The organism is Rhizobium sp. CBN3 (assembly GCF_030518245.1).
Taxonomy (GTDB): domain Bacteria; phylum Pseudomonadota; class Alphaproteobacteria; order Rhizobiales; family Rhizobiaceae; genus Rhizobium; species Rhizobium aethiopicum_A.
Map to the genome: position 1 here is coordinate 533,845 of NZ_JAULSE010000001.1, position 14,971 is coordinate 548,815.

Sequence of the window (14,971 nt, forward strand, 5' to 3'; positions counted from 1 at the left end):
GGCGAGCCCTTAGGAGGATATCATGATCGCAGCACCAGTTGACGCAGTTGCAGAGAGCAAGGGCAGGAAGCCCTTTTACACCCATCTATACGTTCAGGTTCTCGCCGCCATCGCCGCGGGTATCCTTCTCGGCCATTTCTACCCCGAGCTCGGCACGCAGCTGAAGCCGCTCGGCGATGCCTTCATCAAGCTCGTGAAGATGGTCATTGCGCCCGTCATCTTCCTGACGGTGGCAACCGGCATTGCCGGCATGAGCGATCTGAAGAAGGTCGGCCGCGTCGCCGGCAAGGCGATGTTGTACTTCCTGACCTTCTCGACCTTGGCGCTCGTCATCGGCATGGTCATCGCCAATGTCGTTCAGCCCGGCGCCGGCATGAATATCGATCCGGCTTCGCTTGACCCCAAGGCCGTCGCCACCTTTGCCGAGAAGGCGCATGAGCAGAGCATCGTCGGCTTCCTCACAAACATCATCCCCACGACGATTGTCGGCGCCTTTGCCGATGGCGATATTCTGCAGGTATTGTTCTTCTCGGTGCTGTTCGGCATTGCGCTCGCCATGGTCGGCGAAAAGGGCGAGCCGGTCATCAACATCCTGAATGCGCTGACGGCTCCGATCTTCAAGCTGGTCGCCATCCTGATGAAGGCTGCCCCGATCGGCGCCTTCGGCGCCATGGCCTTCACCATCGGCAAGTACGGCATCGGATCGATCGCGAACCTCGCCATGCTGATCGGCACCTTCTACATCACTTCGCTGCTCTTCGTTCTTGTCGTGCTCGGCGCTGTCGCCCGCTATAACGGCTTCTCGATCCTGGCGCTGCTGCGCTACATCAAGGAAGAGCTGCTGCTGGTTCTCGGCACCTCGTCGTCAGAAGCCGCACTTCCGGGACTGATGAACAAGATGGAAAAGGCCGGCTGCAAGCGCTCGGTCGTCGGCCTCGTCATCCCCACCGGCTATTCCTTCAATCTTGACGGCACCAATATCTACATGACGCTGGCCGCCCTCTTCATTGCCCAGGCAACCGGCATCCAGCTCTCCTGGGGTGACCAGATCCTGCTGCTGCTCGTGGCGATGCTGAGCTCGAAGGGTGCTGCCGGCATCACCGGCGCCGGCTTCATCACGCTTGCCGCAACGCTCTCCGTCGTGCCTTCCGTGCCGGTCGCCGGCATGGCGCTAATCCTCGGCATCGACCGCTTCATGTCGGAATGCCGGGCGCTGACCAACCTCGTCGGCAATGCGGTCGCGACAATCGTCGTGGCCCGTTGGGAAAACGAGCTGGATACGGCGCAGCTCGCTAGAGTGCTGGGCGGCCAGGCAGAAGAGGGCGCTCCGGTTGCCGGACTTCAGCCGGCGGAATAATCTCGCCTGATTATTGGCAATCTTTGCAGCGGCCCGTTTTACAGCGGGCCGTTCGCTTGTCGATAGATGTCGCCCTCTACGCACATGTTCAACGTCACGAGCCGTTCCGACCCAAGGAGATCGGCGAGACCGCTTACCCCTCCCCAACCCCTCCCCACAAGGGGGAGGGACTAACCCGGAGCGCCCACTTCGTTCCTTCTCGAAACGTCGCAGATTTGGAGAACGGGCGCGGCAAGTTAAGCCCCTCCCCCTTGTGGGGAGGGGTTTGGGGCGGGGTCTTTTATGGTTCTTTGTATCGACGTAGTCTTCTTTTCCACTCAGCCGCGGTTGTCGCCGAGAAGGCGATCGTAAACAGCGCCGATCGCGTTTGCTTCGTTCTCCAGCGCGAAATTCGTCCGGACATGACGCAGTGCATTCTCCCCATGCGCGATCGCCAGTGTGGGATCTGCGATATAGGGGGCGATTGCCCGCGTCAGCGCTTCGCCGTCGCCAGCCGCCACCACCGAGCCGGTCTCGCCGTCGGCGATGAGTTCGGCATAGGCGCCCGCATCCGATGCCACGACGGCGGTGCGAGAAGCCATGGCTTCGAGCGGCGTCAGGCCGAAGCCTTCGTTGCGGGAAGGGGCGACGTAAAGCGTCAGGCGGCGATACCAGACCTTGATATCAGGCACTTCGCCGAGGAAGAGAATGCGGTCGGTGAGCCCGGCGCCGGCGACATCGGCCTTGAGCTTTTCGCCGAAGGCGGTGTGCTCCGCCGTCACGCGGCCGGAGACGACGGCCGTCCATTCCGGATGCTGCGGCAAGAGTTCGATCATCGCCTGGACGAAGAGATCGGTGCCTTTCTGATGGCGCACGCGGCCGAAGCAGCCGACGAGATAGCGGCCGGGCAGGCCGGTCGCGGCGATGCCGTCGTCGGCCGTTTCCGGCGGATGGAAGATAGAAAGGTCGACGCCGTGCTGGATGACCGTATGCGGTACCTCGAGGAAGGAGCCGGACCGGTCGCTGGTTGCAATCACCGCATCCATACGGCGGATTAGCCATTTCGTGTAGGCGGTGTGACGGCGTTGCGCCGCCGAGGTGAAGAGCAGCTTCAGCGGCATGCGCAGGACATGGCGAAGCAGGATGCCGACAGCCATCTCATTGTTGCGGCGGGCGTGCCAGACGCGGTGACGGCGGCGTGCGGGCGGGCGCCACAAGCCGAGGATCTGCGGCCATGTCAGTTTCGCCAAGCCGTCGGGCAGGCCGGGGCCGAGCGTCGCGATCCTCATGCCGAGCCGGATCTGGCACGGGATGAGCTGGACGATAGTCGACGTGACGCCGGAGAGCCGGCGCTTGAAGTTGGGCGCGATGATCTCGACGTCACGAATGTCCGGCAAGGGATGGATCTCGTGTCTGGCGGGCGATCAGCCCCAGGAAACCTGGAGGATTTCGTAGGCCTTGGAGCCGCCGGGTGCGTTGACCTCGATGGAATCACCGACTTCCTTGCCGATCAGCGCGCGGGCGATCGGGGAGGAGATGGAGATGCGGCCAGCCTTGACGTCGGCTTCCTGGTCGCCAACGATCTGATAGGTCTTTTCTTCTTCGGTGTCCTCGTCGACGAGCTTCACCTTGGCGCCGAACTTGATCTTGTCGCCCGACATCTTCGTGAGGTCGATGACCTCGGCGCGCGCCGTTAGGTCTTCCAGTTCGCTGATACGGCCCTCGTTGTGGCTCTGGGCTTCCTTGGCGGCGTGGTATTCGGCGTTTTCGGAAAGGTCGCCATGAGCACGGGCCTCGGCGATCGCCTCGATGATTCGGGGGCGCTCCTCCTGCTGACGCCAGCGCAGCTCTTCCTGCAGCTTGACGAAACCACCCTGTGTCATCGGTACCTTTTCAACCATTTTTTTGTCCTTCACTCCTTGTGTTCGCGCAATCAGGCGCCCACACAAAAGAAAACAGGTCCCGAAGGGGAGCTTCGGAACCGTGCCACATTTCTAGTTAAGTGCTTATAGCAGATCGGCAAGGCCGATTTCCAGAAAATTCGCATAGACGAAATGCAACCCACTGCGGCATCGGGCGATGCGCCCCAAAATGGGCAGAGGCGGGATCGTTTCGGTTGACTATGTATATTAGAACATATAGTGAACATTGGGATGAAGAAGTCGCTAACCGAACGCTTGGCCATTCTGTCCGACGCTGCGAAATATGACGCTTCCTGCGCGTCCAGCGGCACGGTGAAACGCGATTCGAGCGCAAACGGCGGGCTGGGTTCAACCGAGGGATCCGGTATCTGCCATGCCTATGCTCCGGATGGGCGGTGCATTTCGCTTCTGAAGATCCTGCTCACCAATTTCTGCATCTACGACTGCGCCTATTGCGTCAATCGCTCCTCCAGCAATGTCGAGCGGGCACGCTTCACGGCGGAGGAGGTCGTCTGGCTGACACTCGAATTTTACCGCCGCAACTATATCGAAGGCCTCTTCCTTTCCTCCGGCATCATCCGCTCCTCCGATTACACGATGGAGGAGATGGTGCGCATTGTCCGCGAGCTGCGGGTGACGCATAATTTCCGCGGCTATATCCATCTCAAAGCGATTCCCGAGGCGTCGCCGCATCTGATCGAGGAGGCGGGGCTTCATGCCGACAGGCTGTCGCTCAATATCGAACTGCCGACCGACAGCGGGATTTCCCGTTTCGCGCCGGAAAAGAAGCCGGCCAGTATCAGGCGATCGATGGCTGATCTCAGGTTGAAGATCGAGGCGGCCGATGAACCGACGCTTAAGACCAAAAAACGACAGCGTTTCGTCCCGGCTGGCCAGAGCACGCAGATGATCGTCGGCGCGGATGGGGCCAATGATGCGACGATCCTGGCGAGCAGCGGCCGGCTCTATAGCAGCTATGGTCTGAAGCGTGTCTATTATTCCGCCTTCAGCCCCATCCCAGACGCCTCAAAAAACCTGCCGCTGATCAAGCCGCCGCTGATGCGCGAACACCGACTTTACCAGGCCGACTGGCTCTATCGGTTCTACGGCTTCGGCATCGACGAGATTACCGCAAACCAGGCGGGCGGCATGCTCGATCTCAATCTCGATCCGAAACTTGCCTGGGCGCTGGCCAACCGGGCCGATTTTCCTGTCGATATCAACAAGGCTGAGCGCGAGCGGTTGCTGCGTGTGCCCGGCCTCGGCACCAAGACGGTGAAGGCGATTGTTTCGGCACGCCGGTTTCGTCGCCTGCGGCTCGATGAGCTCGCCCGGCTCGGCGTTTCGATCAAGAAGGTCCGAGCCTTCATCTCAGCGGAAGGCTGGTCGCCGCGACGGCTAGTCGACCGCCCGGATCTGCGCGCCATGTTCGAGCCGCAGCCTGAACAATTGTCGTTGCTGTGATGCGCCGGGTCGTGCTTGCGGGGCGCGGAGATCTTGGCGAATGGCGTGACGCCGCACGCGCCCTGGCGGCCGCCGGCATATTGCCCGAGGAGATCGACTGGCGCGAAAAAAGCGCCGAGGCCGATCTTTCGTTTCAACGGGACGCCATGCCGCCGGCGCCTGCGACAACACGCAAGCCGATGACGGTGCCGCCCGCCTTCATCGAGCTTGCGGAGACGGTTCTCTGCCATTCCGATCCGGCGCGATTTTCTCTGCTGTACCGTCTGCTCTGGCGGCTGCAACTGGACCGGCAGCTGCTGGAGGTAAGTTCCGACGAGGATGTCGTGCGGGCCAGGCTGATGGCGAAGAACGTTCGGCGCGACGCGCACAAGATGACGGCCTTCGTCCGTTTCAAGGAGGTCGGCGCGGTATCGGCAGGTCGCCGGAAATTCCTCGCCTGGTTCGAGCCGGATCATCATATTGTCCGGCGCACGGCTCCGTTTTTCCAGCGGCGTTTCACCGACATGGACTGGCTGATTGCCACGCCCAAGGGCTCGGCGGCCTGGGACGGCGAGCGGCTGACGATTGCCGACGAGCCCTGCGAAAAGCCTAATCTCAGCGATGCCACGGACGAACTCTGGCGGACCTACTATGCCAGCATCTTCAACCCGGCGCGGTTGAAGGTGAAGGCGATGCAGGCGGAGATGCCGAAGAAATACTGGAAGAACCTGCCGGAGGCCGACCTTATTCCCGGCTTGATTGCATCGGCCGAAAGCAAGGTGCGGGAGATGGCGGCGCGGGAGGTGACGCAGTCGCTGCCGTTTCACGACCGCTTGCAGCAGGCCGCACGCAATCAGCCCGCAGAACCCGAGCCTCCGGCGGGCACGCTGGAAGCACTGCGCGCGGAAGCCGCGGTCTGCACGCGCTGCCCTTTGCATGCCTATGCGACCCAGACTGTCTTCGGGGAGGGGCCGCGTGATGCGCGGGTGATGTTCGTCGGCGAGCAGCCGGGCGATCAGGAGGATATTTCCGGACATCCCTTCGTCGGACCTGCCGGCAGGCTGCTCGATCAGGTGCTATTGGAGGCGGGCATCGACCGGTCGACGCTCTACGTCACCAATGCCGTCAAGCATTTCAAATATGAGCCGCGCGGCAAGCGGCGCATCCACCAGAAGCCCAATATGGGCGAGGTAAAGCTTTGCCGCTGGTGGCTCGATCGGGAAATGTCACTCATCAAGCCGAAACTGATCGTCGCGATGGGCGCGACGGCGCTTGCTGCGCTGACCGATGTGAAAGAACGCCTGCAGGATGTCAGGGGAAGGGCGATGGCGATCGAAGGAGGGCGCACGCTCTTCGTGACGGTGCATCCGTCCTATCTGCTGCGCATTCCGGACGAGCGACTGAAGGCGGAGGAGCTGGCGCGGTTTCGCGACGACCTGCTGAAAATTCAGCGGCTTATCGTCTCAGCTGGATAAATTGATTCCGGCTGAGTTTGCGCCACCGCCTTATGGCGATGGCGCTGCCGTATCAAGCGAAGTAGCTTTGCAGCGGCCGAACTTCGAGATTGCCGGCCTTCAGCGCCTTGATCGCTTGGGCGGCGGCTTCGGCGCCGGCCATCGTCGTGTAATAGGGCACCTTCTGCATCAGCGTCGCGCGGCGCAGCGACTTGGAGTCCGAGATCGCCTTATTGCCGTCGGTGGTGTTGATGACGAGCTGGACCTGGCGGTTGCGGATCGCGTCCTCGATGTGCGGACGTCCTTCCAGGACCTTGTTGATCTTGTTGGCGGTGATGCCGTTTTCGCCGAGGAAGCGGGCTGTGCCGCCGGTTGCCAGCACCTTGAAGCCCTCTTCGACGAGGATGCGGATCGCCGGCAGCACGCGCGCCTTGTCCTCATCGCGCACGGAGACGAAGACCGTTCCGTCGCGCGGCAGTTCGACGCCGGCGCCGAGCTGCGACTTGGCGAAGGCCAGGGCAAAATCGGTGTCGAGGCCGATCACTTCTCCGGTCGAGCGCATTTCCGGGCCGAGCAGCGTGTCGACGCCGGGGAAACGGGCGAAGGGGAAGACGGCTTCCTTGACGGCAATGTGCGTGAGCTTACGCGGATCGGGCTTCGTGCCGTAGGCGGCGAAGGTGGCGTCGAGCGTCTCGCCGGCCATGACGCGGGCGGCGATCTTGGCGATCGGCGCGCCGATGGTCTTGGCGACGAAGGGCACGGTGCGCGAGGCGCGCGGATTGACTTCGAGCACGTAGACGGTGCCGTCCTTGATGGCGAACTGGACGTTCATCAGGCCGCCGACATTGAGCGCCTTGGCCATGGCTTTCGCCTGGCGTTCGAGTTCGTCGAGCAGTTCGACCGGCAGCGAGCGCGGCGGCAGCGAGCAGGCCGAGTCACCGGAATGGATGCCGGCTTCCTCGATATGCTCCATGATGCCGGCGACATAGACGTCGGTGCCGTCGGAGAGGCAGTCGACATCGACTTCGATCGCATGGGTGAGGTAGCTGTCGAAGAGCAGCGGGTTTTTGCCGAGCAGCGTGTTGATCTGGCCGGTCTTGTCGTTGGGATAACGCTGCTTGATATCCTCAGGCACCAATTCCGGAACCGTGTCGAGAAGGTAGGTCTGCAACTGGCCTTCCGAATGCAGGATCTGCATGGCGCGGCCGCCGAGTACGTAGGACGGGCGAACGACCAGCGGGAAGCCGATCTCGGCGGCGACGAGGCGGGCCTGCTCGACCGAATAGGCGATGCCGTTGTTGGGCTGGTTGAGGTCGAGCTTCATCAAGAGCTTCTGGAAGCGGTCGCGGTCTTCGGCGAGATCAATCATGTCTGGCGCTGTGCCGAGGATCGGGATGCCGTTCTTCTCAAGTGCTTCGGCAAGCTTCAGCGGCGTCTGGCCGCCGAACTGGACGATGACGCCGACGACTTCGCCCTTTTCCTGTTCGGCACGCAGAATCTCGATCACGTCTTCGGCCGTCAGCGGCTCGAAGTAGAGGCGGTCCGACGTGTCGTAGTCGGTCGAGACGGTTTCGGGGTTGCAGTTGATCATGATCGCTTCATAGCCGGCATCCTTCAGCGCGAAGGCGGCATGGCAGCAGCAATAGTCGAACTCGATGCCCTGGCCGATGCGGTTCGGGCCGCCGCCGAGGATGACGACCTTCTTGCGGTCGGAGACTTGAGCTTCCGAGCGGGCGGCGCCGACGAAGGGCGTCTCGTAGGTCGAATACATATAGGCCGTAGGCGAAGCGAATTCGGCCGCACAGGTGTCGATACGCTTGAAAACCGGACGCACGTTCAGGCTGTTGCGGAGTTCCGCGACTTCCTTCGGGCGCTTGCCGGTCAGGGTCGCCAGCCTCGCGTCGGAGAAACCCATGGCCTTCAGCATGCGCAGGTTCGCGGCATCGCCGGGAAGGCCATGCTCGCGGATGCGGGCTTCCATGTCGACGATATTCTTGAGTTCGGCGATGAACCAGGGATCGATCTTGCAGCCTTCATGCACCTCTTCGATGCTGAGGCCCTGGCGCAGCGCCTGGGCGACCATGCGCAGGCGGTCCGGCGTCGGCGTGCCGATGGCTGCGCGGATGGCGTTCTGGCTGGATTCGCCTTCTTCGAAATCGGGGATCTCGATTTCGTCGAGGCCGGTCAGGCCGGTTTCGAGGCCGCGCAGCGCCTTCTGCAGCGATTCGGCGAAGGTGCGGCCGATCGCCATGACTTCACCGACCGATTTCATCGCCGTCGTTAGGACCGGCGAGGCGCCGGGGAATTTCTCGAAGGCGAAACGCGGGATCTTGGTGACGACATAGTCGATCGACGGCTCGAAGGAAGCCGGCGTTGCGCCGCCGGTGATGTCGTTTTCCAACTCGTCGAGCGTGTAGCCGATGGCGAGCTTCGCGGCGACCTTGGCGATCGGGAAGCCGGTGGCCTTGGAAGCGAGTGCCGAGGAGCGCGAGACGCGCGGGTTCATTTCGATAACGACGAGGCGGCCGTCCTTCGGATTGACGGCGAACTGGACGTTCGAGCCGCCGGTCTCGACGCCGATCTCGCGCAGCACTGCGATCGAGGCGTTGCGCATGATCTGGTATTCCTTGTCAGTCAGCGTCAGCGCCGGAGCGACGGTGATGGAATCGCCGGTATGAACGCCCATCGGATCGATGTTCTCGATCGAGCAGATGATGATGCAGTTGTCCGCCTTGTCGCGGACCACTTCCATTTCATACTCCTTCCAGCCGAGCACCGATTCTTCGATCAGCACTTCGGTGGTCGGCGAAGCATCGAGACCGCCGCCGACGATTTCGAAGAATTCCGATCGGTTGTAGGCAATGCCGCCGCCGGTGCCGCCGAGGGTGAAGGAGGGGCGGATGATGGCGGGCAGGCCGACATGGTCGAGTGCCTGGGCGGCGATCGCCATGGCATGGTTCAGGTAGCGCTGCTTGCGGTCGCTCTCGCCAAGATTCCACTGGTTTTCCAGCTCGTCCAGCGCCTTGTCGAGGTCGGGACCGGAGAGGCTTTCGCGCAGTTTGGTGCGCTCAGCCTCATGCGTCTTGCGGTCGAGGTCCTTGATGTCGGTGGCGTTCGCCAGCATCGAACGCGGCGTTTCCAGGCCAATGCGGGCCATCGCCTCACGAAATAGCGCGCGGTCTTCGGCCATGTCGATGGCCGCCGGCTTGGCGCCGATCATCTCGACATTGTAGCGGTCGAGCACGCCCATGCGCTTCAAGGATAGGGCGGTATTCAGTGCCGTCTGGCCGCCCATGGTCGGCAGCAGCGCGTCAGGGCGCTCCTTGGCGATGATCTTCGCGACGACTTCCGGGGTGATCGGCTCGACGTAAGTTGCGTCTGCCAGCCCGGGGTCGGTCATGATCGTCGCCGGGTTGGAGTTGACGAGGATGACGCGGTAGCCTTCCTCTCTCAAAGCCTTGCAGGCCTGGGTGCCGGAATAGTCGAATTCGCAAGCCTGGCCAATGACGATCGGTCCCGCGCCGATGATGAGGATCGATTTGATGTCTTGGCGCTTCGGCATGGCGATATCCATTTTCTGGCTGCGCAGAAAACCGGCCAGGGTGGGAGATCACCGGGTCGGTTGCGCATGCTGGGTCTTTTCAGGCTAGAAGCGGCTTATAGGCAAATGTATTTGCAAACGGAACCCCATAAATCGCGGAATCGACAGGAATTCGAACCGGCGCGGACGCCTATTCCCGGCCGGGGATGACGAGTGCCCGGATTTCGCCGCTGCGCGCCGGATTGACGATCGCGTCTGGGGCTTCCGCAAGCCCAATCCTGCGGGAGATCAACGGCTCGACCTTGATCCTGCCGGAGGCGATCAGATCGGCGGCGCGGCAATGGGTGAAGGGGTTGACGAAGGAGCTTATCAGCCTGACTTCGCGGAACAGCAGGTCAAAGGGCTCGATCTCGATTTTTGCCCCCTGCGGCATCACGCCGAGAATGACGGCAGTGCCGCCACGGCGGGCAAGCCGCGGCGCCTGTTGCATGGTTTCAGCGACGCCGGCGCATTCGAAGACGACGTCGGCGCCGCCGGCCAGCAATCCGTCTGCGGCGGTGATGCGGGCAACGATATCGCCGTCGCCTGGATCGGCCGTTGCCGTGGCGCCGAGGATTTCGGCCAAGCGTCGTTTTTCGGCGCTGCGCGTCACCAGAATGACGCGGGTGGCGCCGGCGAGCCTTGCCAGTTGAACCGTGAGCAGGCCGATCACGCCGCCGCCGAGTACGATGACTGAAGCGCCGGTATGCAGCCCGGCGAGATCGACGCCGTGGATGCAGCAGGCGAGCGGTTCGCAGAAGGCGCCGTGGAGCGGATCAAGATCGGTCGGCAGCGCGAAGGCCTGGCTTTGCGGCATGCAGACATAATCGGCAAAGCCGCCGTCGCGGTGAATGCCGATCGCCTGCAGGTTCCGGCAGAGATTGACTCGGCCGCGCCGGCATTCCTCGCAGCCGCCGCAGGAAATGTTCGGATCGCCGGTCACACGCATGCCGGGGCGGAAATCGGTCACATCACGTCCGACGGTCTCGACGATGCCGGCGAATTCATGGCCGAGCGTCACCGGCGGCTTCGACGGAAATTCGCCGTGGAAGATATGGCGGTCGGTGCCGCAGATGCCACAAGCCTCAATTCGGACGAGCAATTCACCCGGACCAGGTACCGGCCTTTCGACTTCGCAAAGATGCAACTGTCCCGTCGCTTGCAGACGCACCGCCTTCATCGCCATCTCCTCTCGCATTCTCCCCTTCTAACAGGAAGAGCGAAAGCAGGAGTCGCGTCAAGCGGTTGACGCATCTTCTTTACGTGATGGGGACGCATGGCTGGGGCCGATGGGCTGAGGGAACAATATCCCGTCCGTCAAGTTTGCAGCCGAGGAGCCGTGCAACCGCCTATTTTGCATGCGGTTGAAGCCGCTGGAATTCCTCCTGCTGACGGTTATATAAATTCATTGATGACAAGCATCGGGATTGGCGGGGAGAACGAAGATGGAATGGAGAGGCCGGCGTCAGTCCGACAATGTCGAGGATCGCCGCAGCGATCCCACCGGCGGCGGGTTCGGCCGCGGCGGTGGCTTCAGTTTTCCCTCAGGCGGCGGCGTCCGCCGCGCCGGCGGCGGCTTGAGCATCGGTACGATCATCTTCCTCGTCGTCATCTATTTCATCTTCAAGATGATGGGTGTCGATCTGCTGCAGGTGCTCGAAACCGGCGGCATGTCGAGCGGTCCCGGCTACGAGCAGAGCGAGTCCGCGGGCACGCGCACGCCCGCCAACGACGAGATGACCGCCTTCGTGCGCACCGTTCTTGCCGAAACTGAAGACACCTGGAACGGGATCTTTCAGGCCCAGGGCCGGAATTACGAGGAGCCGCGCCTTGTTCTCTTCTCGGGACAAACGCAATCGGCCTGTGGATTTGCCTCTGCCGCGACGGGTCCATTCTACTGCCCGGGGGATCATAAGGTCTATCTCGACACGGATTTTTTCCAGGAATTATCCGATCGGTTCGGAGCTTCCGGCGATTTCGCCGAAGCCTATGTCGTCTCTCATGAGGTGGGCCATCACGTGCAGAACCTGCTCGGCATCCTGCCGAAGTTCAATCAGGCCCGTCAGCGCATGAGCGAGGAGGAAGCCAACAAGATGTCGGTGCGCGTCGAGCTGCAGGCTGATTGCTTCGCCGGCATCTGGGGCAAATATACCGATCAGAAGGGGATCTTGGAGGCCGGCGATCTCGAGGAGGCGCTGAACGCCGCCCAGCAGATCGGCGACGATACGCTGCAGAAGCGCTCGCAGGGTTACGTGGTTCCCGAAAGTTTCAACCACGGCACCTCGGCGCAGCGCGTCAGGTGGTTCAAGCGCGGTTTCGACAGCGGCCAGCTGACGGCGTGCGATACGTTTTCGGGGCCGGTTTGAGACCTGCGTATTCGGTAGAAGAGGTGATTGCCCGTCGTGCGGCCCCCTCATCCGACCCTTCGGGCCACCTTCTCCCCGCTGGGGAAAAGGGACTTGCCGCGACGTCTCGACTCCCTCTTCTCCCCTCGGGGAGAAGGTGCCCGTAGAGATGAGGGGGCCGCACGACGGGACGTTTCAGCCCCTTTGACCTAATACCTAGCCGTATTTCTCACTATCCATATGCTGCAGCATATGCTCGGGATAACGCCCACCCGCAGCCGCGTCCTTCGGCACAGCTCGTTCGATCGCGGCGAAATCCTCCGGTAACAGGTCGACTGCGCGTGAACCGAGCGCCTCGTTCAACCGGTCGCGGCGGCGTGCGCCGATGAGGGGGACGATATCCTTGCCCTTGGCGGCGACCCAGGCGATGGCGATCTGGGCGACCGAGACGCTTTTTGCTCGGGCGATCTCGCGCAGCTGTTCTACCAGCGCGAGGTTCTGCTCGATATTGCCTTCCTGGAAGCGCGGGCTATGGGTGCGGAAGTCTCCGGCGATGGCCCGACCCTTCTGCCAGTGGCCGCTGATCAGGCCGCGCGAAAGCACGCCGTAAGCGGTGATCGAAATGCCGAGTTCACGCGCCGTTGGCAGGATGCGATCCTCGATCCCGCGCGAGATCAGCGAATATTCGATCTGCAGGTCGACGATCGGCGCGACGGTGGCGGCGCGGCGGATCGTGTCGGCGCCGACTTCCGACAGACCGATATGTCTGACGTAGCCTGATTTGACCAGGTCGGCGATCGCGCCGACGGTGTCCTCGATCGGCACATTCGGATCCAGGCGGGCAGGGCGGTAGATGTCGATATAGTCGACGCCGAGGCGCTGCAGCGTGTAGGCCAGGAAGTTCTTCACAGCCGCCGGGCGGGCATCGATGCCGCTCCATCCGCCTGCAGGATCGCGCAACGCGCCGAACTTGACGCTGATGACGGCGTCTTCGCGCCTGCGGCCCTTCAATGCCTCGCCGATCAGCATTTCATTATGGCCCATCCCGTAGAAATCGCCGGTGTCGAGCAGATTGATGCCGGCATCGAGCGCGGCATGGATCGTCGCAATACTCTCGGCGCGATCGGCGGGACCATACATGCCAGACATGCCCATGCAGCCGAGGCCGATGGCTGAGACATCGGGTCCGGTCTGTCCTAAACGATAGGTCTGCATTGTTTTCTCCTTTATTGCGCCGTGCGGCGTGATCGGGCAGCCTCGCCGGCGCGCCGCTGTCGAGGCTGTTCTACCATCTTCGCATCCCGGCGATAATCGGACGGAGTGGAACAGGCTGTGCGGGGAAATGCACAATGAGTGTTCTGCCTGGATTGATCTGGATGCCGTCGCGGCGATTGCAAGAGAGTTTATCGCTAGGATTCGCCGGAATGACGGCACGCGTCTACCGGTTGAGGCCCTGACGATTTTCCCGTAGAACTCCTGAGATGCTTCCAGATGTTCACCGATTGTTTCAGTTTCTTTTCTGAGCTATGTCACTTTCCGGCGACGGAGATCGTCTTTTCAGAAACAGCCGCTGTAGAGATGCCTCATGCTTGATCCGAGATTCGTTCGCCGCGGCCTTTTCCTGGTCTTCGTCATCCTCTTCCTCGACATTATCGGCATCGCCATCATCATGCCGGTGCTGCCCGCCTATCTGGAGCAACTGACCGGCGGCAGCGTCAGCGATGCGGCGATCGACGGCGGCTGGCTGATGCTCGTCTATGCTGGCATGCAGTTCCTGTTCGCACCTCTGCTCGGAAACCTATCCGACCGTTTCGGCCGCCGGCCGATCCTTCTGCTTTCGGTGCTGACCTTCGCCATCGACAACTTCATCTGCGGCATCGCCACCAGCTTCTGGATGCTGTTCGTCGGCCGTGTGCTAGCCGGCATCAGCGGCGGCAGCTTCGCCACCTGCTCGGCCTATATCGCCGATATCAGCACGGAGGAGAACCGCGCGAAGAACTTCGGACTGATCGGCATCGCCTTCGGCGTTGGCTTCACCATCGGCCCCGTCATCGGCGGATTCCTCGGGGAATTCGGCCCGCGCGTGCCCTTCCTCGGCGCTGCCGCTTTGTCGCTTGTCAATTTCATCGCCGCCTGCTTTCTGCTGCCGGAAACGCTTGAGGCGAAGAACCGCCGCCGCTTCGAGTGGAAACGCGCCAACCCCCTCGGCGCGCTGCGCCAGATGCGCCATTACCCCGGCATCGGCGGGGTCAGCCTCGTCATGTTCCTGTTTTTCCTGGCGCATGCCGTTTATCCCTCGGTCTGGTCCTTCGTCTCCACCTACCGCTATGGCTGGAGCGAGGGGCAGATCGGCCTGTCGCTCGGCATCTACGGCATCGGTGCTGCGCTCGTCATGGGCCTTGTCCTGCCGCGGATCGTGCCTGTGCTTGGCGAGTGGAAGACCGCGCTTCTCGGCCTCTGTTTCTCGGCTGCAGGCTTGACCGGCTATGCCTTCGCCTGGGAGGGCTGGCTGGTCTATGTCGTCATCGTGGCGACCGTCATCGAAAACGTCGCCGATCCGGCGCTGCGCAGCATTGCCGCCGGCAAGGTGCCGCCTTCGGCGCAGGGCGAGTTGCAGGGCGCGCTGACCAGCCTCAGCAGCATCACCACCATTGTCGGGCCATTGATCTTCACGCAAATGTTCGGCTATTTCACGCGGCCTGAGGCGCCCGTCACCTTTGCCGGTGCGCCTTATCTCACGGCTGCTGTGCTCATTGTTGTGGCCGCCGGGATATTCCTCACGAGGGTTCGAGCCGGGGAGCCGGCCGAGGCGCTGGAAGGTGTGGGCTGAACCGATCAGAAATGGTGATGGTATGATGAATTTTTCATCATCTGCCTGTTTTGGGGTAGTT

10 protein-coding genes are annotated in these 14,971 nt (G+C 62.2%); 5 read left to right on the forward strand and 5 right to left on the reverse strand.

Annotated elements, in window-relative coordinates:
- Window positions 1-22: 22 nt before the first annotated feature.
- Window positions 23-1,357 (forward strand): dicarboxylate/amino acid:cation symporter, encoded by a 1,335-nt coding sequence (locus QWJ46_RS02675; protein ID WP_302748873.1) that lies wholly within the window; start codon window positions 23-25, stop codon window positions 1,355-1,357.
- A 317-nt stretch (window positions 1,358-1,674) separates the two neighbouring features.
- Here the strand turns inward: QWJ46_RS02675 and QWJ46_RS02680 are convergent, their stop codons facing one another.
- Window positions 1,675-2,733: a glycosyltransferase family 4 protein gene (locus QWJ46_RS02680; RefSeq protein WP_302748874.1), complete on the reverse strand. Its 1,059-nt coding sequence runs from the start codon at window positions 2,731-2,733 to the stop codon at window positions 1,675-1,677.
- A gap of 27 nt (window positions 2,734-2,760) precedes the next feature.
- A complete protein-coding gene (greA, locus tag QWJ46_RS02685) occupies window positions 2,761-3,237 on the reverse strand; it encodes a transcription elongation factor GreA (RefSeq protein WP_017965278.1) in 477 nt (158 codons plus the stop codon).
- 252 nt (window positions 3,238-3,489) lie between these two features.
- Here greA and QWJ46_RS02690 point away from each other — a divergent pair, with 252 nt between their 5' ends.
- Both QWJ46_RS02690 and QWJ46_RS02695 read left to right on the forward strand, forming a co-directional pair.
- Window positions 3,490-4,722: a putative DNA modification/repair radical SAM protein gene (locus tag QWJ46_RS02690; RefSeq protein ID WP_184454236.1), complete on the forward strand. Its 1,233-nt coding sequence runs from the start codon at window positions 3,490-3,492 to the stop codon at window positions 4,720-4,722.
- Complete coding sequence (locus QWJ46_RS02695; RefSeq protein ID WP_302748875.1) at window positions 4,722-6,176, forward strand: UdgX family uracil-DNA binding protein; 1,455 nt, start codon at window positions 4,722-4,724, stop codon at window positions 6,174-6,176. The genes QWJ46_RS02690 and QWJ46_RS02695 overlap by 1 nt, the downstream gene beginning before the upstream one ends.
- Before the next feature lie 52 nt (window positions 6,177-6,228).
- Here the strand turns inward: QWJ46_RS02695 and carB are convergent, their stop codons facing one another.
- Window positions 6,229-9,717 (reverse strand): carbamoyl-phosphate synthase large subunit, encoded by a 3,489-nt coding sequence (gene carB / locus QWJ46_RS02700; RefSeq protein ID WP_302748876.1) that lies wholly within the window; start codon window positions 9,715-9,717, stop codon window positions 6,229-6,231.
- Window positions 9,718-9,886: 169 nt separating this feature from the next.
- Window positions 9,887-10,915 (reverse strand): zinc-dependent alcohol dehydrogenase family protein, encoded by a 1,029-nt coding sequence (locus tag QWJ46_RS02705; RefSeq protein WP_302748908.1) that lies wholly within the window; start codon window positions 10,913-10,915, stop codon window positions 9,887-9,889.
- 265 nt (window positions 10,916-11,180) lie between these two features.
- Here QWJ46_RS02705 and QWJ46_RS02710 point away from each other — a divergent pair, with 265 nt between their 5' ends.
- Complete coding sequence (locus tag QWJ46_RS02710; protein WP_184454243.1) at window positions 11,181-12,101, forward strand: neutral zinc metallopeptidase; 921 nt, start codon at window positions 11,181-11,183, stop codon at window positions 12,099-12,101.
- A 195-nt stretch (window positions 12,102-12,296) separates the two neighbouring features.
- Here QWJ46_RS02710 and QWJ46_RS02715 read toward each other — a convergent pair whose 3' ends face one another.
- A complete protein-coding gene (locus tag QWJ46_RS02715) occupies window positions 12,297-13,295 on the reverse strand; it encodes an aldo/keto reductase (protein ID WP_302748877.1) in 999 nt (332 codons plus the stop codon).
- A 370-nt stretch (window positions 13,296-13,665) separates the two neighbouring features.
- On the opposite strand from QWJ46_RS02715, the gene QWJ46_RS02720 reads away from it, so the two are divergent.
- Entirely contained in the window at window positions 13,666-14,910 is a 1,245-nt protein-coding gene (locus QWJ46_RS02720; RefSeq protein WP_302748878.1) for a TCR/Tet family MFS transporter, read from the forward strand.
- Window positions 14,911-14,971: the final 61 nt, after the last annotated feature.